21 protein-coding genes and 1 pseudogene are annotated in these 26864 nt (G+C 56.2%); 1 reads left to right on the top strand and 21 read right to left on the bottom strand.

The window, feature by feature from the left end:
* Positions 1–3371: 3371 nt before the first annotated feature.
* The 17 genes and pseudogenes from R3E82_23255 to R3E82_23175 form a co-directional block, all read right to left on the bottom strand.
* Positions 3372–3620: a DUF4160 domain-containing protein gene (locus tag R3E82_23255; protein MEZ5553813.1), complete on the bottom strand. Its 249-nt coding sequence runs from the start codon at positions 3618–3620 to the stop codon at positions 3372–3374.
* A 1663-nt stretch (positions 3621–5283) separates the two neighbouring features.
* Positions 5284–6768, bottom strand: a pseudogene (locus tag R3E82_23250) (IS66 family transposase).
* A complete protein-coding gene (gene tnpB, locus R3E82_23245) occupies positions 6690–7178 on the bottom strand; it encodes an IS66 family insertion sequence element accessory protein TnpB (GenBank protein ID MEZ5553812.1) in 489 nt (162 codons plus the stop codon). The pseudogene R3E82_23250 and the gene tnpB overlap by 79 nt, the downstream one beginning before the upstream one ends.
* A gap of 2431 nt (positions 7179–9609) precedes the next feature.
* On the bottom strand, positions 9610–10224 hold the full coding sequence (locus R3E82_23240) for a hypothetical protein (protein MEZ5553811.1): 615 nt from the start codon (positions 10222–10224) through the stop codon (positions 9610–9612).
* Positions 10225–10397: 173 nt separating this feature from the next.
* On the bottom strand, positions 10398–10880 hold the full coding sequence (locus R3E82_23235) for a hypothetical protein (GenBank protein ID MEZ5553810.1): 483 nt from the start codon (positions 10878–10880) through the stop codon (positions 10398–10400).
* A 172-nt stretch (positions 10881–11052) separates the two neighbouring features.
* Positions 11053–11493, bottom strand: coding sequence for a low molecular weight phosphatase family protein (locus tag R3E82_23230; GenBank protein MEZ5553809.1), 441 nt, complete (start codon positions 11491–11493; stop codon positions 11053–11055).
* A 187-nt stretch (positions 11494–11680) separates the two neighbouring features.
* On the bottom strand, positions 11681–12223 hold the full coding sequence (locus R3E82_23225) for a hypothetical protein (protein ID MEZ5553808.1): 543 nt from the start codon (positions 12221–12223) through the stop codon (positions 11681–11683).
* A 174-nt stretch (positions 12224–12397) separates the two neighbouring features.
* Complete coding sequence (locus R3E82_23220; protein ID MEZ5553807.1) at positions 12398–12880, bottom strand: hypothetical protein; 483 nt, start codon at positions 12878–12880, stop codon at positions 12398–12400.
* Positions 12881–13174: 294 nt separating this feature from the next.
* Positions 13175–13453, bottom strand: coding sequence for a BrnT family toxin (locus R3E82_23215; GenBank protein MEZ5553806.1), 279 nt, complete (start codon positions 13451–13453; stop codon positions 13175–13177).
* 103 nt (positions 13454–13556) lie between these two features.
* Positions 13557–13997: a GNAT family N-acetyltransferase gene (locus R3E82_23210; GenBank protein MEZ5553805.1), complete on the bottom strand. Its 441-nt coding sequence runs from the start codon at positions 13995–13997 to the stop codon at positions 13557–13559.
* 811 nt (positions 13998–14808) lie between these two features.
* Complete coding sequence (locus R3E82_23205) at positions 14809–15057, bottom strand: DUF4160 domain-containing protein (protein ID MEZ5553804.1); 249 nt, start codon at positions 15055–15057, stop codon at positions 14809–14811.
* A 635-nt stretch (positions 15058–15692) separates the two neighbouring features.
* On the bottom strand, positions 15693–16088 hold the full coding sequence (locus R3E82_23200; protein MEZ5553803.1) for a DUF1428 family protein: 396 nt from the start codon (positions 16086–16088) through the stop codon (positions 15693–15695).
* 142 nt (positions 16089–16230) lie between these two features.
* A complete protein-coding gene (locus R3E82_23195) occupies positions 16231–16707 on the bottom strand; it encodes a hypothetical protein (protein MEZ5553802.1) in 477 nt (158 codons plus the stop codon).
* Positions 16708–18071: 1364 nt separating this feature from the next.
* Positions 18072–18515, bottom strand: coding sequence for a GNAT family N-acetyltransferase (locus R3E82_23190; GenBank protein ID MEZ5553801.1), 444 nt, complete (start codon positions 18513–18515; stop codon positions 18072–18074).
* A gap of 130 nt (positions 18516–18645) precedes the next feature.
* Complete coding sequence (locus tag R3E82_23185; GenBank protein MEZ5553800.1) at positions 18646–19113, bottom strand: GNAT family N-acetyltransferase; 468 nt, start codon at positions 19111–19113, stop codon at positions 18646–18648.
* A gap of 128 nt (positions 19114–19241) precedes the next feature.
* Positions 19242–19706 carry a GNAT family N-acetyltransferase gene (locus R3E82_23180; protein MEZ5553799.1) on the bottom strand — a complete coding sequence of 155 codons (465 nt, stop codon included), beginning with the start codon at positions 19704–19706 and terminating at the stop codon, positions 19242–19244.
* Between the two features lie 103 nt (positions 19707–19809).
* The gene (locus R3E82_23175; protein MEZ5553798.1) at positions 19810–20229 is read right to left on the bottom strand and encodes a hypothetical protein; all 420 of its coding nucleotides are present in this window, start codon (positions 20227–20229) and stop codon (positions 19810–19812) included.
* 233 nt (positions 20230–20462) lie between these two features.
* Between R3E82_23175 and R3E82_23170 the strand changes: the two genes are divergently transcribed.
* On the top strand, positions 20463–21416 hold the full coding sequence (locus tag R3E82_23170) for an integron integrase (protein ID MEZ5553797.1): 954 nt from the start codon (positions 20463–20465) through the stop codon (positions 21414–21416).
* Positions 21417–21448: 32 nt separating this feature from the next.
* Here the strand turns inward: R3E82_23170 and R3E82_23165 are convergent, their stop codons facing one another.
* The 4 genes from R3E82_23165 to R3E82_23150 all read right to left on the bottom strand — a co-directional run bounded on the left by R3E82_23165 (position 21449) and on the right by R3E82_23150 (position 26798).
* Complete coding sequence (locus R3E82_23165; GenBank protein MEZ5553796.1) at positions 21449–23077, bottom strand: FAD-binding oxidoreductase; 1629 nt, start codon at positions 23075–23077, stop codon at positions 21449–21451.
* Entirely contained in the window at positions 23070–24668 is a 1599-nt protein-coding gene (locus R3E82_23160) for an amidase (GenBank protein ID MEZ5553795.1), read from the bottom strand. Before R3E82_23160 ends, R3E82_23165 begins: the two co-directional genes overlap by 8 nt.
* Before the next feature lie 103 nt (positions 24669–24771).
* A complete protein-coding gene (locus tag R3E82_23155) occupies positions 24772–26079 on the bottom strand; it encodes an ectonucleotide pyrophosphatase/phosphodiesterase (protein MEZ5553794.1) in 1308 nt (435 codons plus the stop codon).
* Positions 26076–26798, bottom strand: coding sequence for a 5-formyltetrahydrofolate cyclo-ligase (locus R3E82_23150; protein ID MEZ5553793.1), 723 nt, complete (start codon positions 26796–26798; stop codon positions 26076–26078). Before R3E82_23150 ends, R3E82_23155 begins: the two co-directional genes overlap by 4 nt.
* Between the last annotated feature and the right edge of the window lie 66 nt (positions 26799–26864).

Below are 26864 nucleotides of genomic sequence, written 5' to 3'. Positions count from 1 at the left end.
TACATACTTGCCGCGAACACCAGTTCTTATGAGATCTGAATCGTATTCGGGTCTCAAAGTGTCTTTGTCATTACTCCATAAGCTTGTATCTCTCGGCGGGACATCCGCCGTGCGGAGATGATTCGAATTCTATCACCCCGATCGGTGAATGATACGACCAGGTGATTTTGCTGCTTGCTAAGTCCGAAAATCAAGAAACGGTTCTCCTCTGCAGAATGATCTGGATCAGATACCGTCAAGGAGAAGTCATCATCGAACACGGCTCCTTCTTAAAGGTTACCCCGTGTTTTTCAATATTCTGATTAGCCTTGGTTATGTCCCATTCAAATTCCATTGGAAGTGATTCTCTGACGTCTAACGCCGAGATAAGCGGCACTTGAGGGCGGCCGACTGGAGCGGCAAAGCGAAAGCGAGGTCGCGGTCAAGCGTCCGCTTCATCTCCTGGTTAGGCGCGTCAGCTGTTGCACTTCATATGTGAACCCAAACGCCATTTTCGCCTCCTGCTTAGCTGCAAAACAGACGCGAACCTTTGCATCATGTTGGCTCCCTCTCTTCCATAGATCGATACTCCGAATCTCACGTCACGAGCCCTCAGATACCCCGTGAGGCTTTCCAGCTGCGTCTGGAGTTTCTCGGTCAATTTGGCCACCGGGAAAGTAAAACGTTTACAAAATGCTCTTTAGAGAAATCACACGCTTCGAGGACCGTCGGAGAGGAACTCGAGCCCATTGGTTCAAGAGACACACCCGACCCGCTCACGTAGACGTCGATCCATATTTGATGAGATCTACATTCCGTGTCTTTGCATACTAGATCTCTTTCAACGCGCCCGCACTCCCCCCTGGCAAAGGCTTGATGCGCGATGCCTATACCAATGACGGCAACTACGAATATCGGTAAGTGCGCAGACGCCTAACGCCGAGATAAGCGGCGCTTGACGGCGGCCGACTGGAGCGGCAGCGAAAGGAGGTCGCGGTCAAGCGTCCGATTCATCTCCTTGTTAGGCGTCAGTCGTTGTCTCAAATGTGAACCTAAACGCCAGGGCATAGAACATCGACATACTCAACCTCGAGCAACACTCCTGAAGCACTCATGCCAACATAGACACACTCTTCGTCGACGCCAGAGTCGAATGAACAATCCGCAGTCTGTCGATCATATTGCTGGTAAGTTCCCACTAGTTTTCGGCCCACATGCCTTTACTCTCTGATATCCGTTTACCAGCAGTGATTCTGATAGGTCAATTGCCAATCGATTCATACTACTCTGATTTTCATAGCTCTCCCGATCAAGGTAGATGGCGTTTCCCTCGAATTCCAGTTGATAACACCCTCCACCCTCACAAGCCGTTCATTGTACTTTCACCGCTCGCGACGAGCTCGTGTAGAGAAATTTGCAGGGCATGCTCGTCTGCAACGCAGCAGGAGGTCGGTCCCGCCAGCGCAAGACCAGCGGCGAATACTAGATAGAAGGCAACGACTAGCACCTGACGTCTAACGCCAAAGATAAGCGCGACGACGAAATGCGGCGCGACTTTTGCGCATGCAAAAGGCGTGACGCATTTGGCGTTCGCTTCATCTGATGGTTAGACGTCAGCCTTTCAACACGATTCATATAGAGGCGAAGCGACGGATGTTGAATGGCGAAGATAGCGCCGAACGAAGACGGAGCGCAAGAACAGCATCTCGAATCGGAGAATGGGGGCTGGGATCGCTCCTGCTAGATTCCCCTGGTTCGATCTTTTCCAACACGGCGGGAGACTGGAGACTTGCGCCCATACCCTTGGATCCGGCTCAATCGAGCTGAGCAGATCGTTGAAAGTGGAATCACATCCGCCATTCCGGAACTAGTGCTAGGTATATGAAGAGGGTGATGTTCCATCGAAAGTATGAGATCTGGCGAGCAAAGTGAAATATCTTCTGTGGTAAACGCTGACGTCTAACGCCGAGATAAGCGGCGCTTGAGGGCGGCCGACTGGAGCGGTAGCGAAGGAGGTCGCGGTCAAGCGTCCGATTCATCTCCTGGTTAGGCGTCAGCTGTTGCACTTCAAATGTGAATTCTAGGGTACTCACTCCGGAGTACCAACGAGAAACCAAGTCGAGAAAAACGCGACAACTCCCACTAAGCCGATTACCAGCCACGAAACGACGACCTTCATACGGTGTGCTTCGCAAAAAGCGATTTCATCATCCCGTCCCCTTTCAGCATATTCGCGCCTCAAGAGATATTGAATTGTTGGCCATGCACTCAACAGACCTGAGTCGGTTCTCCAGTTGCGGCACCCTGTGTTCCCAAAGGCTTGGATGTCGCGATCTCAATGCACTTAGGAACCGCCACGAATACCAGCTCTCTATACCAACACCAATGATCATGATCGCGGCTGCTAGCCAAAAGGTGCTGCATGTTCTGCCCATGCCGGTAAACCTTCGACCATCGCACTCAACCTGTGGAGTGTCGAGAATTCCCTAATCCGTCGGATGGCATCCAATGACGCCTAACGCCGGGCTAAGCGACGCTTGACGGCAGCCGACTGGAGCGACAGCGAAAGGAGGCTGCAGTCAAGCGTTCGATTCAGCCCCCTTGTTAGGCGTCAGTCGTTGCACTTCAAATGTGAACCTAAGCGCGTCGGACGGCACGATTGCTGTGTAGATGAACATGTCACTCGGGCAACTCCCATGCTCTGAGTACACCAGTTTGAAGCGCATCGGCAAGAGTGAGCTTCGGGTAGCTCCGAAACTGAACCCGATGGACTTCTGATCGACTTCGCTCACTTGAGTTCGAAGCGTAGTTGAGCGAAGACTCATCGACGAAGGCGCGCGTAAACGGGACCTCATTGATCATTTTGGGGAATATCGCATCCACAATGAGCGGAGGTTCTTCACTCTGATGATGCTAAGGACACTGTCCACTCCAATCATCGACGAGGGCATTTCGATTTCATGTTGAGTAGCAACTTCGTTGCAGATGAACATGCTCGCGTTGCTGGCGCATGGCACGGTGAAGAAGCAGGAATCGTGTTGCTTGGGGGAGCAAACAGCTGCGCCCAAGCCATGAGCTGCGCGATGTTGCCCGTCCTCGGTTCCATTAGTTGCTCGAGATCTGCACGGCTGGCTCCCACGACGCCTAACGCCGAGATAAGCGGCGCTTGACGGCGGCCGACTGGAGCGGCAAGCGAAAGGAGGTCGCGGTCAAGCGTCCGATTCATTTCTCCTGGTTAGACGTCAGTCTTGGTGACGTTGGGATATTTTCTGGATTCCGAATCGAGTCGAGCGAGATCAATATCTAGGTCGGGGCCAGTGGATACGCGCCAGGGCCCTCTGTGATCACATTCAGAATTTGTTCGACTGTGGCTTTCTTTAAACCAAGGGAAGTTAGGAGAAGGGTAGGAAATGCTCCTCGTCGACGATCAGTACCCACAACCCATCTGGAGAAATGTCAGTGACTACGATTTCCGAAGTACTTTTTCCAGGTCTTCGGACAAGCTCATCTCTATGCGCCTCGACTATCGCTTCGATCTGACGAAGCTGTATCTGGGACAGACGGTAATTCTTTGCCAATTCTATACGAGGTTCAAGCCAATACTTTGCCTCACCGTCTTGAGATCGAATATGAACGTGCATCCTTGATTCTTCCAGTGAAAGAAGAACCGGTATCCACGCTCTCTGAATATGGTGGGGCTCATCTGCTTCTGACGTCTAACGCCGCGATAAGCGGCGCTTGAGGGCGGCCGACTGGAGCGGCAGCGAAAAAGGAGGTCGCGGTCAAGCGTCCGCTTCATTGCCTGGTTAGACGTCAGTTCCAGCGCATTGAATGCAAGGCTAAGTGTACGAGTCATTGAGGAAGCCTTCTTTCAAAAGCAGTTCGTAGATCGTAGCACCAATTTCAAGGCAATCTTTCACCTCGAACCCCTCTGCCTCGAAGGAGTTTGTGAATACTTCCGAGACGGCCCGAGCCACATCAAGTTGGGAGTTGGATTTTCCGGAATCTGGGTCACGATGGAGCCAACCTCACCTTGAAATTCGTCAGTCGGTGAGCCGCTTGAGACAAGTTTGTATGGGTCCCAGTCGTTGATGGCTTCTTGAATCAATTGCAGTGCCCTTCTGTAATCCTGTTTCTGTTGAAGGGTCATCTGCAGTGACGTCTAACGCCGAGCTAAGCGACGCTTGACGGCAGCCGACTGGAGCGGCAGCGAAAGGAGGTTGCAGTCAAGCGTTCGCTTCAGCTCCTGGTTAGACGTCATCTGATACTCCCGCCGATTGCACTTCAAATGTGAGCCTTTGCGTCGACTGATGCTTCCCCGATCTACTACACTATTTACGCTGTTGGAGTTCAAAAATGAAACTAGTGACACCGAATAATCCCGGCCCCCAGTCCGTTTCTGTTGGTATTACACAAACCGATCTAGCTCTTCGATAACTTGACGCGCTGATGAGCGGAGCTCGGCCTTTCGCTCGTCACTCAGTAGACGCCAGTCAATACCCAACAACGCGCATTCCAAAGCATAGTCCAGTTGATAGTTATTCGCTTACCGAACTGCATCCGCAATGCCGTAAAGCTTCCCACGGCCCCGATGTTCTCGCAAAGATAGAACGTCTTCTATTCCGACTTCGGCCAATAGTTTGGCAGATGTAACGCCCAAACTGGGTAAATCGAGTGCCAAATGTTCTGCACCCTTCCCATGACGTCTAACGCCGAGATAAGCGGCGCTTGAGGGCGGCCGACTGGAGCGGTAGCGAAAGGAGGTCGCGGTCAAGCGTCCGATTCATCTCCTGGTCAGGCGTCACTGATCGTACACCTGCCTGATTGAAGTTTCGCCTGCACAACGCCAACAAGTGCTTCAGCCGTGTATTGATCGCCGAACGACATTTTCAGGGTAATCCTCAAGAGCTTTTTCAAATTGGCGATGCATGCGCTCTGCGACACTAGGGCGAGCGGAGGCCTGACTGGATCGGTTGGCAATTCGGGACAAGGTGTCTGGCAGCGCTGCATGAAACAGGTAGTCGAAGGAATCCAAAAGTTGAAAGGATCGTCGGATGAAGCCAGGGCCCGTTACTCCATCAACGAAAACGGAATAGCCAGCTTCGGCAAAGGGCAGTGACCGATGGAGCAATATGCTCGCACAACGGCCTCATTCTGGACTTGAGAGCCCGGTTTGGACGGATCGATTCTGTGAGCGATGAAATCGAAGAAGTCGTCCGTGTGAATATGAACACCTTTCGTAACCGTCCGGTGAACCCATCTTGCCTTTAGAAGGATTTTGTCTACGTAGCTGGTGTCGGGATTCCAGCAGTGCGGCAGTAACTCTTCGATCCGGCTCGCCGGCTGCGTCGGCAGTCGCTCGAGCACGTCCTTAAGGTATGCGTAGGCGTCATGCCCGTTAAGCTTTGCTGACTGGATGAGGCTCATCGCAGCAGCGGCACGTTGCCCACCGCGCAGAGATCCCGCGAACAACCAGTTCGACCGGCCGAGGCGATCGACCGGATGCGATTCTCGATGTGATTTTTGTCCGGCGGCAGATTGCCGTCCTCGACGAACCGGACGAGTGCACCCCAGCGATTCAGGCTGTAGTCGAGGGGCTTTGGCGATGGCCGTGCCCTCCGTCGCCTTCTGGCGCTGCGAGCACCAGCCAGTCGTGGAAGGTATCCACGATCGGCCGGGTCTTCAGTGTTCGCAGTCGAGTGCGCTGATCGACATCGAGCGCCTGCAGGCTTCGTTCTATGTCGTAGATCGCCGCGTAGAAGCGCAAGGCCTCTTCTGCAACGGGACTCTGGTGGTACGTCCACAGATCGAAGAACTTGCGCCGGGCATGTGCCAGGCATCCCACTTCTGTGACGCCCCACCGGCGAACAGCGCCTTGTACCTGAAGTCATCACACACCAGCTTGCCCTGCCAGCCGGTGAGGAAGCGCCTGGCGTGCGCTCCAGCACGACCCTCGGCGAAGTCGTAGACCACGGCCTGCAGTGGATCATAGACCGTCGTCCCGTAGGTCCAGACATAGGCCCGATGGGTTTTACTTGCCGGGTACCAGCATTGCCACCGGCGTCCTCGTCAGCGTGTAAAAAACGGGTCGTTCGCATCTGCTCTCGCAAGGCGTCCACCAGCGGCTGCAGTTGAACGCCGCATGACCCACCCAGTGCGCCAGGGTTGAGCGCGGGATCGCCACCCCGCCCGGCCAAAAATACCTTCCTGTCGGTACAACGGCTGATGATCCAGGTATTTGGCCACCAGCACCTGGGCCAGCAGGCCGCCGTCGGCAGGCCTTTGTCGATCACGTGCGGGGGTACCGGCGCCTGGACGAGGATCTCCAGCGCCCGCACACCCACTTGCCGCGGACGTGTCGCTCGACGCTGAACACGCCCGGCACATAGTCGAAGCTTCTCGCTGATATCCTCGCCGATGCGCTTCATGGCACAACCGCAGGCGCAAAGGGTCGACTCCGGCTCGTGGCGCACCTCAGTGCGGGCAGATGGGCGGGCAAGGCGGCCCGGCGCGGCTTGCCCTTGAGCGGGGTACGCTGTTCGATGCTCTGTAACGCCTCGAGTTCTAGACCGGATGGCTTCCAGATCGGCTTCGAGCGTCTCTTCGAACAGGTGACGCTGGGCGGGTTCAACCGCTCGCTACGTGCAGCGAACTTCCAGCGCGCTTCAGGATCGCCATCTCGTGGGTGAGCTGGTCGATCTTCAGTTGCTTCAGCGTGTTGTCGCGGCGGATCTCGACCACTTCGGCAAGTAGCTGCGCGGCCAGCGCACGCAGCGATTCTGCGTCCAAGGTGGCAAGTTGGATCGGCCGAGTGCATGGCGGGCAGTATCCCACAACAGGCAACCGAACGGGATCCATTGCGAGAAAATATCCGGCTCCAGGCAAGCCGGATGGCGACCGCGCCCAGTCGCTGCCAGGGCAGTCCAACCACCAGTGCCTGCAACTGCTCGGCGGTCAGCGTCACCGCAGCCTCTGACCGTACACCCGCCCAGATGAAGCCGCCGCGATGCAGGCCGTCGGGCACACAACCACAGACCAAAGCCGTCGTGCACGAGCACCTTCATCCGATTGGCCCGCCGGTTCGCGAACAGGTAGGCGTGATGCGCACGCGCCTCACCAAAAACCTTGATCACCCGGGCCAGCGCGCCGTGTCGGGGCCTGCCGCATGTCGAGCGGCTCGACGGCGAGCCAGATCTCATCGATACGGATCACTGCAGCAACTCTCACTCAGCCACTGGGCACAGATCCCTGCGCCCGCGACTGGCCACTGGATATCGAGCGTCCGTGCCACCTCGACGGATCGAGATCCGGATGTCGCCTGCCGGCATCGATCCCGGTCGGCCGTAACACCGGCAGGGCGATGAACCTCGTTGATCCGGATCAATGTCCTTAACCGCCCGCTGCCCTGGTCCCGCCAGCCGACGCCACCTGTGGTACCAGGTTCGCGTTCAGCCCGTGCTCCATCGCGATCCGCGCAACCGAAGGCTCCAGGTTCGTTACAGGCATCCAGGAACTCTGGTCTTCAACTCTGCCAGCTATGACGGCGACGCGTACCGCGCACTCCTGCCATCTTAGTGTCCGCACTATCGATTAAGGTGGACACTATCCTCGGCACCCGATTCAGATCGCGCTAGATGGGTTTACCGGACGGTTACCACCTTTCTCATCGAGTTCAGCGTGAGCTTCGAACATAGCGTTGTTTTACCGCATCCAGGGCTGCCACCTACAAAAACTGGGCGCATAGCGGTGACGCCTAACGCCAAAGATCAGCGACGACGGGAAGTGGGCGGGACTTTTGCGAACGCAAAAGGCGTGACGCTTTCTGGCGTTCGCTGCATCTTTTGTTAGGCGACAGTCCATAGTTCTCTGCACTGAATCAGTCTAGTTTTAACTGAATATGTCATCCGGGTAGTGAACGGTATCCGCATCCGACAAACGAGATCCTACCACCAGATAGGTCGCGGATTGGCTGGACCGATTGGTAATGTGATGCGCATTGGGAACACCCCGCGGAAAACCCACAACAGTTCCTTCTCTCAGAGGATGTTCGCCATTATCGTCGATTAGCACGAGTTCGCCTTGCAACACGTACACAAATTCGTCTTCCAGATTCATGCCAATGTCGAAGAGCCGAGTAGGACCCGGGTTCGAGCACTACTCGATTGACGCCAAATTGCGAAAACCCCAACTGTTCGCAAGTCGACTTTCATGCGTGCCTCGGAACCCAGTTCGGTTTTGATGGGGGACTCATATTCCTTGATGACCACGATTCGAGGGGTACTTGGGAAACGTGTCCGATTCTCGATGCACTCATCTCTACATTTCCCGGTTGTTTTTCATCCGCTGTCGCCTAACGCCGAGCTAAGCGACGCTTGACGGCAGCCGACTGGAGCGGCAGCGAAAAGGAGGTTGCAGTCAAGCGTTCGCTTCAGCTCCCTGGTTAGGCGTCAGCTGTAGCACTTCAAATGTGAAATCTAAGCGTCAATCCCATCACTAGCCTCCAGTCGCAACGGCAGTTCCCAAGAGGACAGCATTGCCCAAATCACAATCTTGAAAGCATGATAACGCCTGAATCCCGTTATCAGTACAGCGTGTGCAGGATGGCTTTGTTTATAGTGGACGGTGAGGTTCGGCGCGTTCGGAACACCTTCCCGAGTGCGCCATCTACCATCTCAGCGCCGATCCAACTCGGAAATCCATAGCCAAGCTACGTTCGATACGTAGTTCCTTCCGTCAACTACATAGGAGTACTTAATTTCTCGCATCGAGAAGTTCACAGCGTCTCCGCCATCGAGGTACTCCATATCCCAATGATCAAGAGTCGCTGAGGTAACTGGCCAGGAGGCCGATGCAATGCTCTTCCTGCACGAAACACCTCTAGCGACAGAAACACTATAGCGGCGAAAAACAGAAGATATCCGAAAGCGGCCAACGTTGACGCCTAACGCCGAGCTAAGCGACGCTTGACGGCAGCCGACTGGAGCGGCAGCGAAAGGAGGTTGCAGTCAAGCGTTCGCTTCAGCTCGGTTGGCGTCAGACGCTTCATTTTGATAGGGAGCTTAATCAGCATGCAGCATCTTATCGAGTAGATCATAACCGGATCTCTCTGCAAATCCGGACCTGCGATAGAACCTGCGCGCTGCATCGTTTGCTCGCGACAACTGCAATGACACGTTCGTACAGCCAATACGGACGGAACTCTGATTCTGCGGCGCCGAGCAACTCGGAGCCAACCCTTGATGATCGCCCGAAAGGTAGAACGAAAAACTCATCGATCTCCGCAGTGAGTCCCAGATGCTCCAAACTGAAGACGTACACCGAAAGCAAGTAACCGATAGCAACTTTGTCCTTGATAAGCTATCCAGCCCGCTCCAAGTCCGGGCGTCGCAAGAAGTCTCTCCAGCGGCGGGCCGACCCGTGATTGGTCGAAACCAGAGATAGACTCGTATTCACCAATATGCCGCGACCAGAGGCAGTAGTTTCACGGAGTCGCCAGGTTCTGCTCTCTTGATTTTCCACCATAGCGCTCATCTGTCGCCTAACGCCGGAGATCAGCGGCGACGAGAAGCGGCGGGCCTTTTGCGAAAGCAAAAGGCGTGACGCTTTTTGGCGTACGCTGCATCTCCATTGTTAGGCGCCACCGAGAGCAATAACTGCACTGAGTACAACAATAGATACAACAATGGCAAGCAAAATCCAGAATACCCATAAGGCTATCCCAAGCGTCATTACAACAAACTGACGAAGGAGCTGAACGGTACCATCCCAACCAAATACAAGCAGTAGCAGAAGCAGCGACCACGGAAAGAAAATCGCTACGAGCCCTACAAACAGAACCGCATGCCACAGAGGATTCGTATCTAGTGATTCTTGTCCAATCGCGCGGTTCCGCTGCTCTCGTACTTTTCTATGGGCATCCCACCCAGCATTCCATTGTCTCGACATCTCCTCATCGGAATCTCGGAAGGGATTTTCAGAACGGTCCAGTTCATTGGCATGCGCCAGCTGGCCGTCCCTATAGGCACGACTATCGGTGTCCGCCCGCCACGACACATTAGTTAGAGCATCGGTTTTACTGCCGTAGCCGTGGAGATTCTGGTGTGCTCTAGCGTGTACCAACCAACCAGCATCCCACTCCTTGGCTAGGCGCTCGTCCGAATTTCTGTAAGGGTTGCTAGATTGTTCAATCTCGTTCGCATGCGCCAGTTCACCATCTCGGTAAGCGCGGCTATTGACGTCAATCACGCTATGCATCTGCTGTCCGGATGATCAAATTCATAGCGGCGCCTAACGCCGCGATAAGCGGCCGACCGTGGCCGGCGATTCTTTTGCGTAAGCAAAAGAAGTGACGGGTAGGGAGGTCCGCTTCATCGCCTGGTTAGGCGTTGCACTCATCTTTCTCTCCACAAACTGGACAGCTATCCAGATTCTGAATCTTCACTGCCTAAAACTTCACGATTGACGAAATCGATGAAACGATGATCGTATACATGTTCAGCTATTTTGAACCATGTCTGGCGAACGAAAGGCGATTCCATACGCCAACGCATGTTCCTTCTTTTTGAATCAAACACATGCTCATCTATCGTACCGTTTACGTAGTGAAGATAGTGCGCCTCGAAAAGATTGAACATGTGTGCGCAAATCGACTCAGCAATCTGTGCTTCCTGCTTGGTTAATAGCTCGGGCTCTCTCCCGGGTGAAATCGCTTTCTCAAATACCTCCGGATACTCCGCCCGTAGGGTGTGAACCAAAGAACCTATATCTACCCATGAAGTATAAATGCTGGAGCGAATACTTTTATTGTTCTGACGGATCTGAAGTGCCAAGTACCCTAGGGTTAGAAGGACAGCAATGGCACCGACAATTTCCCCTACTGCTCCTATGGCATCCCAATTCACGTTGAAATCCTAGCGACGCCTAACGCCGAGCTAAGCGACGCTTGACGGCAGCCGACTGGAGCGGCAGCGAAAGGAGGTTGCAGTCAAGCGTTCGCTTCAGCTCCTGGTTAGACGTCATTCTCAATCTCCATCTGTCCGTGATCGGCCAACTCCGGTCGTTTAGGAACGTTGACTAGGCTTCTCTGATGCGTTGTGCAACCTGCGGCATCACCTCGTCCAGCAGAGCCAGGCAGTTTCGATAGCCAACCATCCCAAGTTCATAGGGGTCAGGAATGCCGCCATTTCTTTCATTCGCAACAATCACGCTCGCACTGCCTCCGTTCAGGACGGCACGTACCTTGTCGGCCTCATCAACGCCCACACAAACTATCCACCGGTATTGATCGAGATCATCAAGGCCTCCGATCCAGCGACTGATATGACCACTCAAATCGACCCCGCGCTCCTTCATACACGCAACTGAGCGAAAATTGGCTGGGCGACCTGCTAACTCCTTAGTCAAACCGGCACTTTCGACAACGAACGCAGCGCCAAGTCGCTGCTGAAGCACTGCCTGCATCATCGGGCTACGGCTAATATTGCCAACACAAACACACAAGACCTTGTACATCATTCGATCAAAGCATGGTCAGCCGCTGAATTAAACCAGTGGCGCAAGAACAAACGTTTAGGGCAAAAAAGCAAACATTATTGAAAGTAGATTCCATGACGTCTAACGCCGAGCTAAGCGACGCTTGACGGCAGCCGACTGGAGCGGCAGCGAAAGGAGGTTGCAGTCAAGCGTTCGCTTCAGCTCCTGGTTAGGCGTCAGCTGGATCAAGAATCTCACCACACAATTCCTCTATCGGTTTCACTGAATTCAGCTTTACGACCGGGCAATGAAGGCGTTTTATCCAGTTTGTATGCAGATCCATGCTGCGAATCGGGGCTGCAGCGGTATCGTAGCTGAGGGCCCATTCCATAAATTCTAGGTGTTGATGGTACATGTCTCCTCCGGGCTCGATTCGGGCGCCGTACCGCTCGATTTCCCTTAGGCGAAGCCGTTCCATTCGAATGCTGGGATCGATGAACAGAAAGATCGCAAGCGTAAACCGGTCCAATAGAGGATCACCCCAACTGCAGAGAGATCCCGAAAGTACCCAGCGCTCAACGCCGCACACGTCTTGCTCAATCATTTCGACTCGCTCGATAGATTTTCTTTTCTCAACGAAGGGCGGATCAGTATCCATCCAGTAGTAAGAATCAGTGTCGAGGTGAAGGCCATCTATTCGGCGCGCGAGTTCACTACCTAGAGATGTTGTGCCCGATCCCGAGGCACCAAAAACGTGTATTCGGTGATTCACCACTGACGTCTAACGCCTAGATAAGCGACGCTTGACGGCGGCCGACTGGAGCGGCAGCGAAAGGAGGTCGCAGTCAAGCGTTCGCTTCATCTTTTGGTTAGACGTCAACTGTTGTACCTCCGACGCGAACGTAAGCGGCACATTCCTATTGGGGTCCAGATCTGCACTTCAGTTTCACACTCCAAGCAGCTTTCTGATATGCATGAACTGGCCAAAGACTTGCCCCATTTCATCGGCGGCTTGCTCGACATTTTGAATTGTTAATCCTCGCCTACTGTATTCGCTCTTATCTTCAGAAATCCACGGAGGGAGTCTTAGGCTGATGGGTTCGTTATTGCGCAAAGGTAGTATCTCCCAAGAGCCATGAACGAATGAATTCCTAACGAAGCGTGCACGGTTCGTGCGATCGACCCACTCCTGCAGATCCACACGTTCCGTGTTCAGCCGTTCATCAGCCTCCACAAGTTTGATGAATTTATCGAGCTTCTTTTCCAGGGACATGTTCGATATCGCGCCATACGACTCTTTCGGTGCGGCCTCATTGATTAGGAACGAAAGCGAGAGCCCAAGGTTTAACTCCAGATGGTTGAACCACTTCAGCAGCCGCAGCACGGCTACTGAAAGCGCTGTTTCTATCTGTTTTGTGTCGCTGACCATGGCCTACCTTGACGTCTAACGCCGAGCTAAGCGACGCTTGACGGCAGCCGACTGGAGCGGCAGCGAAAGGAGGTTGCAGTCAAGCGTTCGCTTCAGCTCCTGGTTAGACGTCAGTTCGAACCTATGCCTGCTTCTTCTGCTTAAGGAATTCCCTGAGAGCGTCATTCACGGCCTTGTCATCCGGAAAGGATTTTCGGAGTTCAGGATCTAGCAATACTACGTTCGTGCCTTCACGGTACTTCTTGGCATACTTACCTCGAACGCCTTTACTGAAATCGTATTCGTCTCTCATAGCTATGTCTTTGATTCGTATTGAAGAATCTCTCGCCTGGTTGCGAGCCTTGCGCTGATGATTCGGATTCTATCACCGCGCTCTGTGTAAGGAACTACGACCAGTCGACCCTCGGAGGTCATACCCAGCAGGACGAATCGTCGCTCTCCATCAGAGTTGTCAGGGTCAGGTATCGTCATAGACAGGGAATCAGCAAAAGCGGATTGCGCCTCATGGAATGAGACATCGTGCTTCCGGATGTTCTGCATCTCCTTGGCTGGGTCCCATTCAAATTCAGTCATGAGTGACTCTGACGTCTAACGCCGAGCTAAGCGACGCTTGACGGCAGCCGACTGGAGCGGCAGCGAAAGGAGGTCGCGGTCAAGCGTCCGATTCATCTCCTGGTTAGGCGTCAAGTCGCTTTTCATGGGACACCTTGCGTCTGTCACTCACCTTTGAATAGCCAAGCCGAGAATAGAACTGGCTCGCAGAACCAGAATTTGTATAGAGCTGAATTCTTCGAAAATGCTGGGCCGCCTTTCGCTCGATCTGTCTCATAAGGCGTGTTGCTATTCCTCTCCTTCTAAAATCCGGTAAAACGTATAGTCGTCGAACACGAGCTACGATGTCCTCAGTTTCGTACGGATCAACGTTTAGTCCACCAATTCCCACTAGTTCGTCATCTACAAACGCACCGAGCAGCACCTCACCTTCTTTGAGGAATCGATTTTTTCCGGATCTGAACTCAGCCACCAGGGTTTGGATGTTATTGTGACCTTCAGCCTTCGCAATTTCGGCCAAGGAAAGAACTTCTTTCGAAATCTCTAATAATTGGCGAGTTTCCATGTTGACGCCTAACGCCGAGCTAAGCGACGCTTGACGGCAGCCGACTGGAGCGGCAGCGAAAGGAGGTTGCAGTCAAGCGTTCGCTTCAGCTCCTGGTTAGACGTCAGTCGTTGCACATCGAATGGGTACTTACGCTCCAGGTCCATACCTCACCGTATCACCAAGTATTGAGTATGACAGCATCTCGACTCCCGGAAACCAGTGCCACTGCTCATGGATTTCTCTGGTGATTTGCCCATCGAATGTCCACTCCAGAACTGGTCGATCGGGACCAATGCACTTGATGGTTGTTAGACTAAACTCGAAATCGTAACAATCGATGGGCCCGGGCCAGATCACATAGCGATCCCGATCACCCGGCCATGTACTCCGCATATACCTTGTTTCGAAAATATAGAATTCGCTTGCTGAAGGCCTAATCACGATCGTGGCGAAAACTACTCCAACCAGAAACAACGCTGTCGTGGCAGACACTAGCAATCGCTTGCGGGTATCCATGACGTCTAACGCCGCAATAAGCGGCGCTTGAGGGCGGCCGACTGGAGCGGTAGCGAAAGGAGGTCGCGGTCAAGCGTCCGCTTCATTGCCTGGTTAGACGTCGGTCTTTGCGACGTTGGGATACTTCTCAGGGTTTCGAATCGAATCAATCCCGAGATCTACATCAAGGTCAGGCCAGTGATATGCACCTGGTCGCTCAGTGATGACATTGAGTATTTGCTCGACGGTGCCTTTCTTGAACCAGGGAAACTTGGTAAACGGGAGAAAGTGCTCTTCATCTGCAATCAGAACCCATAGCCCATCGGGGGATATGTCAGTGACCGCTATCTCTGAAGTACTTTTGCCAGGCTGCGACAAGCTCATCTTTATGGGCCTCGACTATCGCTTCGATCTGACGAAGCTGTATCTTGGACAGACGGTGATTCTTCGCCAATTCTATATCTGGTTCAAGCCAATACTTCGCTTCGCCATCCTGGGACCGAATATGAACGTGCATTCTCGATTCTTCCAATGAAAAGAAGAAGAATCGGTAGCCGCGTTCTCGAAAAATGGTTGGGCTCATTTTCTTCTGACGTCTAACGCCCTGATAAGCGGCGGGCGCCGCCCGGCGATTCTTTTGCGCAAGCAAAAGAAATGACGGGTAAGCCTGTCCGCTTCATCAGCTTGTTAGGCGGCAGCCTCTCAGATCTATTGATGGCCCGATCCTCAATATCCTTGCAGCCCGACCATAGCGCCAGCAAGTCGAAATGAGCAAGGGTGGTTTCCTATCCAGGAACGATTGCACTCTTCCCGATCTGGACCCAGGAAACCTACCAGCTCCCCTGAGAGCGATTCTGAACTCAACTACGCGAACTCCATCGATCAGGTAGCTGGACAGAATCTAGGAACGAGATCGGCGGGGGAGCCAGAACAACAACTCTAGATCTATCCGATCTGGGAATCTCGCAGAATCTTAGCCGGGAATAGCAGCAACTTGCGGCTATCTCCAGGAAGTTTCTTAGAGCGACCGCAAAGCATGAGAACATATCGGCTAGGAAAGGATCATCTACCAACGGTCGGAGAGCAGGACACCTTCGAATAGATTTGTCGGCGCTGACGCCTAACGCCACGATAAGCGGCCGACCGCCGCTGGCGCTTTCTTTGCGAATGCAAAGAAAGTGACAGTTAGGGAGGTCCGCTTCATCGATTTGTTAGGCGTCACTCGTCACCTGACCCTCGTCGAGCGTCGACAGATGACAAAACAAATTCCCGGAAACCACCATACGCCATCCGTTTTGCATCAAACCCTGAACTAGATGATTCAATCAATTCCGTCATTCTAGGATCAGCCGCGACCTTTGCGTTTATCCGATCACGAGCTTCGCGAGATTCAAACTCCACCCATCCGAAAATCACTACCTCATCCCCGGTTGCGCCTGATAACTCGGTGAACGAGCGCGTCCCCTCAAGCATCGAACTCTCGCTGACATATTCCCTGTAATCAAGGGCGCCGTGTTCCCTCCAAATCTCCCCAGTCGGCTCAACAAGACGTCTATATTCGTCGAGGCTGCGGCGAGAAATGGGTAAAACGAATCCGTCTATGTAATGCGCCAAGTTTGCTCCGATAGGGGCGAGTTTTTCTAGGGACTTCGCGATGACGCCTAACGCCGCGATAAGCGGCGCTTGAGGGCGGCCGACTGGAGCGGCAGCGAAAGGAGGTCGCGGTCAAGCGTCCACTTCATTGCCTTGTTAGGCGTCACGTATCTGTCTCCTCTTCTTCGATCATTCTTACAATTTCGTCCAATCGCTCTCTAAACGCTGGTGAATAGGTCCCCTTCGTTTGTATCCATAGTTCACGAACAGCAACTGAGCGCATGTTGTACCTCCATCGACCTATCCGGGGTTCAAACTCACTGGATTCGTAGAGTCCTCTTTCGTATTGATAGTGAGAATTCTCCCATTCTCTCCATATGCCAGCTAAGAGAAACGAAAAGGATGCGTACTCTTTAGTTCCTGGTTCTAGCAAGCCTGCGACTCCCCTCACGTAGATATCCGCCGCGTATTCGTTTGTACCCATCCACTCAGAGCCAAGCATCTGTTTTTCAGACATCGAATCACGGATCTGGGCTTTCATCATGTCGGTGTTCTGTCGGATCTCGATCGCCAGAAATCCAATTCCGACCAGTACGCCAAAGTTGGCGAGGAGCGTTAGCCACTGATTAAGTCTATTCACGCCAACTGTCCACTTGGATCACGCCTTTCTAGTGACGCCTAACGCCGCGATAAGCGGCAGGCGCTGCCTGGCGATTTTTTTGCGCAAGCAAAAGAAATGACAGGTAAGCCTGTCCGCTTCATCGTCTTGTTAGGCGTCGGTCGTCGTGCTACAGAGACAAATCTAAGCATCATGGTCTGAAGCCTCGATTGAAAGGTGAATCCGCCGGCACCTTTCGACATAGCCTACATTGAATCGATAGGACGGCAGATCGTCACTGTTTACTATTAGAACGTTGACTTCGCTACTCTCTTCATCTATCTGCCGATGTGACAACGGCACTGCTAACACCATCTGGTCCTTTACCGTTCTAGTCAGGAGAACAGAGCTGAGGGGGACTGAGTCTAGAGAATTCGAAACTCTAAGAATCAATCCAAGCTCAGCTCCCTCCACAACGTACTCAATCTCGTACTCGGATTCTGTCGCGTTTCGTTCCTCCAAGGCGATCTCACAGTGTCGTGGTTCAATTGCTCCAACGTCGAAGGCCAGCAGAACGAATAGTGCAGTCGCGAAAGCGGTTCGCACGCAGACGCCTAACGCCGAGATAAGCGGCGCTTGAGGGCGGCCGACTGGAGCGGTAGCGAAAGGAGGCCGCGGTCAAGCGTCCGCTTCATCTCCTGGTTAGGCGTCAGCCGTTGTACTTCAACTGTGAACCTAGACGTCACGATTTTCTACTCTCACAGTAGCCTCTATCCTCGTTTTCTCTTCGCCGGCTTGACATACATAGCGCGTCTATCTGATTCCACTCTGATGGCTGCGCTGATCTGCGCGTCGGTCGCTATACCGCGCGATTTGAAAGCTAGGTTCTTACGCTGTCGGTCACGTGTGTTCTTCGTGGAGACACGGATCGTAGGCTGGCCCTCTACCAACGCGAATGGGCTGTCTCTCGCCAACTCAGATTCGGTGTTTCTGTCTTCGAGATACTCGAACGACGAGGATGAATCTTTCCATCGCATCGGGCCAAACGTCTCATACCAGACAACTAGCGAAGTCGGCATAAACACTAATGAAAACTCACGCACCAACGCCGTTGCAAACCTCACATCTCCCTTCTCAGCCTTTCGCAGGCTCTGTAGGGCGACGTCTAGCCACTGCTGCTCACTCCGGCTGATGAGCTTCTGTTTGCGGATCCATTCATTCGGCCCTGATCCTCTTCGGTTGCTCATTAGGTGGTCCTTCCCTCCGCTAGTTGAACGGCTGACGTCTAACGCCGAGATAAGCGGCGCTTGAGGGCGGCTGACTGGAGCGGCATCGAAAAGAGTCCGCGGTCAAGCGTCCGATTCATCTCCTGGTTAGGCGTCAGTCGTCGTCGATCATATTCGGATCTAATCATCGTCGTTTCGAAACTGTAGTTGCTTGATGTACAGGACGTTCTTGTACCCTTTTGGATATTCGGGGACTATCGCTAATTCTTTGAATCCCAACTTCTCGTAGAACTCCGTTGCTTGGAAGCTGTGAGTGGTGAGGACAATTTGCGTGCACTTTCTGCGGATCGCTTCAGCCTCGGCGCACCGCATGAGTTCACTTCCTACTCCCTGGCCTCGTAGTTTCTCATGAACCCAGACTTGCTTGATCTCGCAAGTACCACCCCAGGTATGACCGGAAAGACCAGCAACTATGGCTCCATCTTTATCACGTGAACTACAGAATAGAACTTCACCGTCGGTAAATCCGGTTGCCTCAACATTGAATTCATAAAGTCTATCGCCGAGTAACGCCTCGAGGTCGGAGTCTTCCGCTGAGTGAAGTTCTATTTCGATTCGGGTCACCTATGACGCCTAACGCCGAGCTAAGCGACGCTTGACGGCAGCCGACTGGAGCGGCGGCGAAAGGAGGTTGCAGTCAAGCGTTCGCTTCAGCTCCTGGTTAGGCGTCAGACGCTTCATTTTGATAGGGAGCTTAATCAGCATGCAGCATCTTATCGAGTAGATCATAACCGGATCTCTCTGCAAATCCGGACCTGCGATAGAACCTGCGCGCTGCATCGTTTGCTCGCGACAACTGCAATGACACGTTCGTACAGCCAATACGGACGAACTCTGATTCTGCGGCGCCGAGCAACTCGGAGCCAACCCCTGATGATCGCCCGAAAGGTAGAACGAAAAACTCATCGATCTCCGCAGTGAGTCCCAGATGCTCCAAACTGAAGACGTACACCGAAAGCAAGTAACCGATAGCAACTTTGTCTTGATAAGCTATCCAGCCCGCTCCAAGTCCGGGCGTCGCAAGAAGTCTCTCCAGCGGCGGGCCGACCCGTGATTGGTCGAAACCAGAGATAGACTCGTATTCCCAATATGCCGCGACCAGAGGCAGTAGTTTCACGGAGTCGCCAGGTTCTGCTCTCTTGATCTTCACCATAGCGCTCATCTGTCGCCTAACGCCGAGATAAGCGGCGCTTGAGGGCGGCCGACTGGAGCGGCAGCGAAAGGAGGTCGCGGTCAAGCGTCCGATTCATCTTCTGGTTAGGCGTCAGCCGTCGCAATTCAAATGTGAATCTAAACGTAATAGTGCATGACATCCACCATCTCTCCCTCATAGCGCTCTCGGAAGAGCTTTTTCCAACCGAGACGCATGTACAACTCTGTCGCTGCAGAAGTGTGGAGATAGAGCTCGGGAACTCCCATCTGAGCTGCGGCAGCTACTGCATGTTCCATCAGGGCGACTCCAATGCCGCACCCTCGTCGAGCTGGGATTACAAAGAGTCCCGCGACCCATGGAGTAAGCTCCGGATGCGCGGACATATCAGATTCGACAAGAGACACTGAGCCAATGGGCTCATCGTCATCACCTAGCGCAACAAATGTTGTTGGAATGATGTCGATCTCCGTCTTGATTTCAAGAGCGTTTGTCCAAGCCGCGAGGGAACCTTGAGGATCAGCATGTCCCCATTCGTCCCAGTGCCATTGGGCAACGGTCGCTATGTGCATAGGATAATCGGATATCGGGTGGATACGCTGCATGACGCCTAACGCCGCGATAAGCGGCCGACCGTAGCCGGCGATTCTTTTGCGCAAGCAAAAGAAGTGACGGATAGGGAGGTCCGATTCATCGCCTGGTTAGGCGTCACATCCGTTTCCTCGCACGTAGGAACCTCACAATAACACCGAAAGCAATCGCAAATAGGAAGAGTACTGCTACACCACGTCCGAGGTAAGCCACCATCATAAAGGTCATGGCTCCTCCATCTCTCCATCCATCGAAGGCGATTGTTAGCACGGCCATATAGGCCACAATCCATGTGGCCCCGGCAATAGCATAGAGAATCAGAATACGGAAAACTGTGTACTCGCTGTTGTAGGTATGTAGAAAGGTAATGAGTACCACGGAGACCAATGAACCGGAGAAGATCAATAGGTCTGGCAACATCTGACTCCGAGAAACGAAGAGCATCAGCAGAGATGCAAGCCCCCAGAAGATACCAATCGCGATGCCATCACGGGTAATGCTCGGCGTTGTAATCCAGGAGACAGTTGACTGGTTCACGCTGAACGGTGACGCCTAACAGCTAAGTAGACGACAAGCTGTCGCGTTAAAACACGTCAGGCTGTCGTATATTCGCGGGAGCAATTCTTCAAGTTTCACTCAACCCCCTGATTTGGCTTCAGTTTGTCGGTTCGTGTGGGCTTTGTCCTACCGCGCAAAGGGTTTTTCGCTGGTAGGTTTGTTGTTCATCGTCCCGATACTAATCCAACAGTTTTTCGCACGGAAGGTTTGCGATGAAACTGCTCGATCAGGTGCGGTCTGAGATTCGGGCACGGTACTACAGTATTCGCACCGAAGACGCCTATGTCTTCTGGATACAGAAGTTCATACGTTTCCACAGGATGCGGCATCCTGCGGAGCTGAACGACTCGGATGTCCGTGCATTTCTCACCCATCTGGCCGTGGAGCGCAAGGTTGCGCCTAACACCCAGCGCTCCGCGTTGAATGCACTGGTGTTTCTCTACGCGCGGGTCCTGCGTCGCCAGGCGATAGATTTCTCGGGTTTTCGGCTGGCGGCAAAAGGTCGCAAATTGCCGGTGGTCCTCAGCCGGGATGAACTCGCGAGCATCTTCGACGGGCTCAACGGTGCGGCCCGTCTCTGTGCCCGTCTCATGTACGGCTCCGGCCTCAGGGTGATGGAGGTGGTGCGATTGCGGGTACACGACGTCGATCAGGAGCGGCTCAGTCTGCTGGTTCGCGATGGCAAGGGCCAGAAGCAGCGCATCACCACACTGGCTGAACCCCTTCTGCCGGAAATCGATCGGCAGCTCCGCAAGGTGCGTCTTATCTACGAAGAAGATGCCGCGAACCCGCATTGGAGCGGCGTCTATCTGCCCTACGCTTTGGACCGGAAGTATCCTGCTGCGGCTAAGGAGTGGGGCTGGCAGTATCTGTTTCCCGCAGCGCAGGTCAGCATGGATCCGCGCTCAGATGCTCAGCGACGTCATCACCTGGGTGAGCGCACGGTGCAGCGTGCATTCACCACCGCGCTGCGCCAATCCGGTATTTCCAAACCCGCTTCCTGCCACTCCCTGCGGCATTCCTTCGCCACCCACCTGCTCGAACGCGGCGCGGACATCCGCACCGTGCAGGAGCAGCTGGGTCATTCAGATGTGCGCACCACCGAGATCTACACCCACGTCATCCGCCGGGGCGGGCATGGGGTGCTCAGTCCGCTGGACAGTTGAGTCGCGTTTTCCCCGTCGCCCGCGCTACCCCGTCACACATCGAACAGCACCCCCGGATTCAGAATGCCGTTCGGATCGAACGTTTTCTTCACCGCGCGCAGCGCATCCACGTGCAGACCGGGCATCTGCTGCTGCCAGCCTTTGCGGTGCATGCGGCCGACCGCGTGGTGGTGGGTGATCGTGCCGCCGGCATCCACCACCGCAGCGGCGGCGGCGTCCTTGATGATCTGCCACTGCTCCTGTTCGCCGCCGATCGCAACCGGGCCCGAGAAGCTGTAGTAAGGCGCTGGCCCATCCGGGTACACGTGGGTGAACCGGCAGCTCAGTGTATGGCCCTTGCCCAGGGTCTCGGTCAGGGCCTTGCCCACCCGATCCCGCACATGGGCATCGAAAGCCGGCCACTTGTCCCATGTTATGGCGGTTTCAAATGTGTCGGCGAGAAGTCCCAGGCCGTGGGTCAGGCCTGCGTTCACGCCGATGAAGGAAGATCGCCAGGCACCCACCGCACCTTCGCGACCGGTCGCACGGCCGCTGCCGTCGTCGATGCGTATGGCATCGTCTTCAATCAGTCCGCCGGCTTCGCGGGCAATGGCCACCGCCTGCCGGATGTATTCACCCTGGGGCACATCCGCCGACTCGAAGCCGATGATGAGCAGACTCTGTCTGCCGTCGAGGCCGGCGCTCTGCTGCGCTTCGGCCGGGTCGAGGAGGCGCAGATTGGCCGGCCAGAGTTTCGCCTGCACCACCTGCCGGGTGGCTTCCGCGCCCTGGGCCCAGTCCTTGAACACCACGCCCGCAGTGCCGCGATACACGGGCCGCTTCTGCAGCCGCAGCCAGCACTCGGAGATCACTCCGAGCACGCCTTCCGAACCGATCATCAGCCGGTCCGGACTCGGACCGGCGCCGCTGCCCGGCAGGCGTCGCGATTCCCACCAGCCTTTTGGCGTCAGCGCGCGGATGCTCTCCACGAAGTCGTCGATGTGGGTGTGGTTGGTGGCGTAGTGGCCGCCGGAGCGGGTAGCCACCCAGCCCCCCACCGTGGACCAGGGAAAGCTCTGGGGGAAGTGCCGCAGAGTGAATCCATCCTGACGCAGGCGATCCTCCAGATCCGGACCCAGCACCCCGGCCTGAATCCGCGCCGCACGGGACACCGGATCCACTTCCAGCACCTTGTGAAAATGATCGAGATCCACGATCACACCCGCCTTTGCGCTTTCCGGAAAACCGATGCCCCACACCACCGTGGTGCCGCCGCCATAGGGCACCACCGCATAACCCTTGCTGTCGCACCAGGCGAGCACCGCTTCGAGCTCATCCTCCGTGCGCGGGTGCGCGACCGCGTCGGGGGGATTGGGAAATTCGCCGCGCAGCGCGCGCAGCAGTTCCAGCGGGTGACCGCCGTGAGTATGCAGCGCGCGATCGGTGTGCGAATCATTCACGAAGCCCGTCAGCGCGCCGGGGATCTTCACTCTGGATGCGCGCAATTCGACGTCTTCGAGTTTCGGGATCGGTGGCGGGGTGACCGTCTTTCCGAACCGGCGCGACACCGACTCCGCCGCCTTGCGTCGCGCAGCCTCATCCGGTTCGTCCGCTTCGTAGCCCCAGGTCCAGAAACTGCGGCGCTGTTTCCAGCGGCCGCCGGTTGCCTGACTGTCACTCATGCTGAGCTTCCTCCACAGGCGCTGCTTTTGCAGCGGTGCGTCCCAGCACCGGTGCTCGCCGGTGTCGGGTCGATCGTTCGTAGGCGTGGCCGATACCGAGCAGCACCTCCTCGCGCCAGGGCCGGGCCAGCAGCTCCAGTCCGACCGGCAGGCCGGCCGGGGTGAAGCCGGCAGGCACAGACAGCGCCGGCAGACCGGTATTGGCGCTCAAGCGGCAGTTACTGCCCGGTTGTGCAGCATCGATCAATGCCGCCGTGCGCCGCAGGGTCGGATAGGCCAGCACATCCAGTTTCTGCTTCGCCATGGCTGCAAGCACCGCGAGTCTGAAGCGCTCGCGATGGGCGAGCTCAGCGAGATAATCCTGATCGCTGCGCTCGTCCATGGCCTGGGAAAGCCGCAGGGACTCGCCGATAGCGGGGTCGTACTGACCGCTGAGCAGTATCTCGTCGAGGGAGGCAACCGGCGCGTTGGGGTGGCTGGCGAAATAGGCGTTGATGTCTGTTTTGAATTCGTGGATCAGCACAAAGAAGCCGTCGACGCGGCTGCTTTGCAGCGCTTCGAATCCGTCGATGTGGATGCGCTCGACCGTGGCACCCAGCGACTGCATCTCACTCATCGCCGCGCCGAACACGTCCGCCACCTCCATGTCAGCCGGCTCCACGATCAGCAGGTCTTCGAGCACCCCGATGCGTATGCCCGCGAGATCCCCCGCCCGCAGCGCGTCCTGATAGGTCTTCGGCTGATTGCCGTAGCTCGCCGCCGTCTGCTCATCCTTCGGGTCGAATCCGGCAATCGCATCGAGCACCAGTGCGAGGTCGGCGACACTGCGGGCAATGGGTCCGGCGATGTCCTGGGTATGTGACAGGGGCACGATGCCGCTGCGGCTCACCAGACCCTGGGTGCCGCGCAGCCCCACCAGATTGTTGTGTGCCGCCGGTATGCGGATGGAGCCACAGGTATCGGTGCCGAGTCCGGCGACTGCGAAATTCGCTGTCACCGCGGCTGCAGTGCCACCACTGGAGCCGCCGGGGTTGCGGGTCACATCGTAAGGATTGCGCGTGACCCCGAAGCCGGAACCGACCGTGGTGATGCCATAGGCGAACTCGTGCATGTTGGTTTTACCCAGCAGGATCGCACCCGCGCTGCGCAGGCGTTTCACCACCTCCGCATCCTGCTCCGGTTGAAAGCCATGCAACAGCACCGAGCCCGCCGTGGTCGGCATACCGCGGGTTTCGAAGTTGTCCTTCACCAGCAGCACGATGCCGTGCAGCGGTCCCCGGGGCCCGCTTTCCGCGCGTTCGAGATCGAGGGCGTCGGCCCGGCTGCGCGCGGTCGGATTCAGGGTGGCAATCGAATTGAGCGCGGGATCATAGCGGGCGATCCGGGCCAGATAGTAGTCCACCAGCTCCCGGGCGGTGAGGCGGCCGCTGCCCATGGCGACCTGCAGTTCGGCAATACTCGCTTCCAGCGGATCGAAGCGGGCCAGCGCCAGTGGATCTCCGGAGCTCATCTCCTCGGCCTGCGCCAGTGCCTGGGTCTGCGCCGGCAACGGTCGTGCTGACAGGGCAGCCAGGAGCAGGACGAGGAGCATTCCCACAATCTCCCCCGAGGGTGCCGGTCTGGAAAGGTGCCGAACGCGCGCGTGCGCCATGAGAGATTCCGTTGAGTTCACCCGCCAGTATACGTTGGGCCGGTCACTGCCACATCGGCTGGCCTTCGGAACTCGCGGGGGGTTCGATATTCAGCAGCCGGCTCACCGTCGCGGCCAGATCGATCTGACGGACTTCATCGAGTGTCAGATCTGCAGGCACTCCACGGCCCATCGCGAAGAAGATGCCGGCCATATCGGGCAGTTGCGCGTCGTAGCCATGGCCGCCGTAGTCCCAGCCGAGTGCATAGGCCGCAGACCAGAGCACGCCGGCCCAGCCCGCCGGTCGGGACAGGGTCCAGGGTGGCGGCAGGATCACCAGCCAGTCGCCACTGCGCAGCGGATGCGATATCCGCAGCTCGGCCGGCACTCCCTCCCGCGCATGGACCCGGGCGCCGGTGACTTCCGCCAGCACAGCCTTCAGCACCGCGCCAGCAGCACCGACCTGTTCCGGATTGTCGACGTAAACTTCCGCAACCACGCTGCCCGCAATTCGCGCGCCCACCCCCGCGTCTGCCAGTGCGCCCTGCACATCCAGATATTTTCCGGACGCCGTCATGCCATGGTCGCTCACCACCAGCAGCGTGGTCCGCGGCCAGAGGCCGAGCGCGTCTATGCCTTTCAGCACCTCGGCCAGAGCGGCATCCTGGGTCGCCATTTTCGCCGGCAGCCGGCCGCTTGCGGGTCCCCGGTCATGTCCGACATCGTCCGTGCCGGACCAGTAGCTCATGATCAGACGCGGCCGTTCCGCCTCGGGCAGGCCCAGCCACGCCACAATCTGCGCGGCTTTCGCCGCTTCGCTGACACTCGAATCGTATGGCGCGATCCGATAACGCGTACCCCTGCCGCGCCAGTCCGTTTCCGAACCCACCCAGAAATAAGTCGCAGCCGGCACGCCCTGTCGCTCGGCGGCGATCCACACAGGTTCCGCTTCGATCCAGCTCGCATCACTGCGGTCCCGGTAGTAGCCCCGTACAGCATCGAAGAAGCGGTTGTCGACGATGCCGTGCCGATCCGGGTAGGTGCCGGTGGCCATGGACACATGACCGGGAAAAGTGGCAGACGGAAACACCGGCAGCAGCCGTCCAGCGCGCACCCCTTCCCGGGCCATGCGCTGCAGAGCGGGGTAGTTGCCCAGCGCCGGGTAGTCGTGGCGCACGCCATCCCAGCTCAGCACCACCACAATGGGCGCCGTGTCGGTCGGTGTGTCGGAAACGGCCGAGTTGCCGGGAACGGCTGAAGTGCCGGGAACGGCTGATGCGTCGAGAGCGGACGCGGCGACTGCCCCTGCAGCAGCCGCCCCTATATATAGCAGCACACACAGCAGGCGCAGATTCCGGTGCAGGGCTTTCATCGCGCTTCCTCCTTGAGTGCACGCAGTTCGGCCAGCAGCGGCATCCGCTCGATATCCGCCGCACTCAGCCGCTCCCATTCCACCCCGCCGGGTGCAGCCATCGGATTCGCCACAAACAGACTGCGCTGGGGCGTGCAGATCAGCGTCAGCGGCAGGTCGTTGCTCTCCACCGGAAAGTCCGCCACGATCTGGGCCTCGTGCACGGTCGTGGCCACCGGCACCGCATCGAAACCCAGCTCCCGCAGAATGCCGAATTCAATGTCGCTGTAGCCGGCGCCCTTGCCGCAGCGCTTGCCGGATGCGGTCACCGCAACACAGCCGGTGACGATGGCATCGAACGCCGGCAGCTCGCGCAGCGGTACCAGGATCGAATGCTCCCTCATGCTCTGCAGGGTGGCCGCGGCGTCGAAGGCGTGGGCCGGGATGCGCTGCGGATCGAGGAGATGGAAGCCGTCTGTCAGTCGCGGCGTAGGGACATAAACCCGCACCCCGCGAGCGAGCGCCATAAGCCGCACAGCGCGCTGAGGTGAATCCGGATTGATCTTCAGCGTGACCGCTTCGCGCCAGGGTGACTGTTCGAACAGTCGTGCAGCCGCTTCCTCTGCTCCGACGAAGTTCGGAATGCGGCCGTGCGCGGGCAGCGGCGATTGCGCGAACTGCTCCGCTTCGAGCAGATCCCACACGTGGCGCCGGGCCTGTGCTTTGCTTTCAAATCTCATCGGGACGGTCGCTGATCGGTGCATGTCGGCTGACAACCCGGGCATACTACACACAGCGGTCGAGGA

The sequence above is a fragment of the Pseudomonadales bacterium genome, assembly GCA_041395945.1.
Taxonomy (GTDB): Bacteria; Pseudomonadota; Gammaproteobacteria; order Pseudomonadales; family Azotimanducaceae; genus SZUA-309.
This window is presented reverse-complemented; position numbering and strand designations above follow the sequence as displayed.

Excerpts from the sequence above, each read along its gene's own strand:
- R3E82_23255 (MEZ5553813.1), bottom strand. The coding sequence starts at position 3,620 with ATGCACGTTCATATTCGATCTCAAGACGGTGAGGCAAAGTATTGGCTT.
- tnpB (MEZ5553812.1), bottom strand. The coding sequence starts at position 7,178 with ATGAGATCTGGCTCGCCGTCGAGCCGCTCGACATGCGGCAGGCCCCGA.
- R3E82_23230 (MEZ5553809.1), bottom strand. The coding sequence starts at position 11,493 with ATGATGTACAAGGTCTTGTGTGTTTGTGTTGGCAATATTAGCCGTAGC.
- R3E82_23220 (MEZ5553807.1), bottom strand. The coding sequence starts at position 12,880 with ATGGTCAGCGACACAAAACAGATAGAAACAGCGCTTTCAGTAGCCGTG.
- R3E82_23215 (MEZ5553806.1), bottom strand. The coding sequence starts at position 13,453 with ATGACTGAATTTGAATGGGACCCAGCCAAGGAGATGCAGAACATCCGG.
- R3E82_23210 (MEZ5553805.1), bottom strand. The coding sequence starts at position 13,997 with ATGGAAACTCGCCAATTATTAGAGATTTCGAAAGAAGTTCTTTCCTTG.
- R3E82_23205 (MEZ5553804.1), bottom strand. The coding sequence starts at position 15,057 with ATGAGCCCAACCATTTTTCGAGAACGCGGCTACCGATTCTTCTTCTTT.
- R3E82_23185 (MEZ5553800.1), bottom strand. The coding sequence starts at position 19,113 with ATGAGCGCTATGGTGAAGATCAAGAGAGCAGAACCTGGCGACTCCGTG.
- R3E82_23180 (MEZ5553799.1), bottom strand. The coding sequence starts at position 19,706 with ATGCAGCGTATCCACCCGATATCCGATTATCCTATGCACATAGCGACC.
- R3E82_23170 (MEZ5553797.1), top strand. The coding sequence starts at position 20,463 with ATGAAACTGCTCGATCAGGTGCGGTCTGAGATTCGGGCACGGTACTAC.
- R3E82_23165 (MEZ5553796.1), bottom strand. The coding sequence starts at position 23,077 with ATGAGTGACAGTCAGGCAACCGGCGGCCGCTGGAAACAGCGCCGCAGT.
- R3E82_23160 (MEZ5553795.1), bottom strand. The coding sequence starts at position 24,668 with ATGCTCCTCGTCCTGCTCCTGGCTGCCCTGTCAGCACGACCGTTGCCG.
- R3E82_23155 (MEZ5553794.1), bottom strand. The coding sequence starts at position 26,079 with ATGAAAGCCCTGCACCGGAATCTGCGCCTGCTGTGTGTGCTGCTATAT.
- R3E82_23150 (MEZ5553793.1), bottom strand. The coding sequence starts at position 26,798 with ATGAGATTTGAAAGCAAAGCACAGGCCCGGCGCCACGTGTGGGATCTG.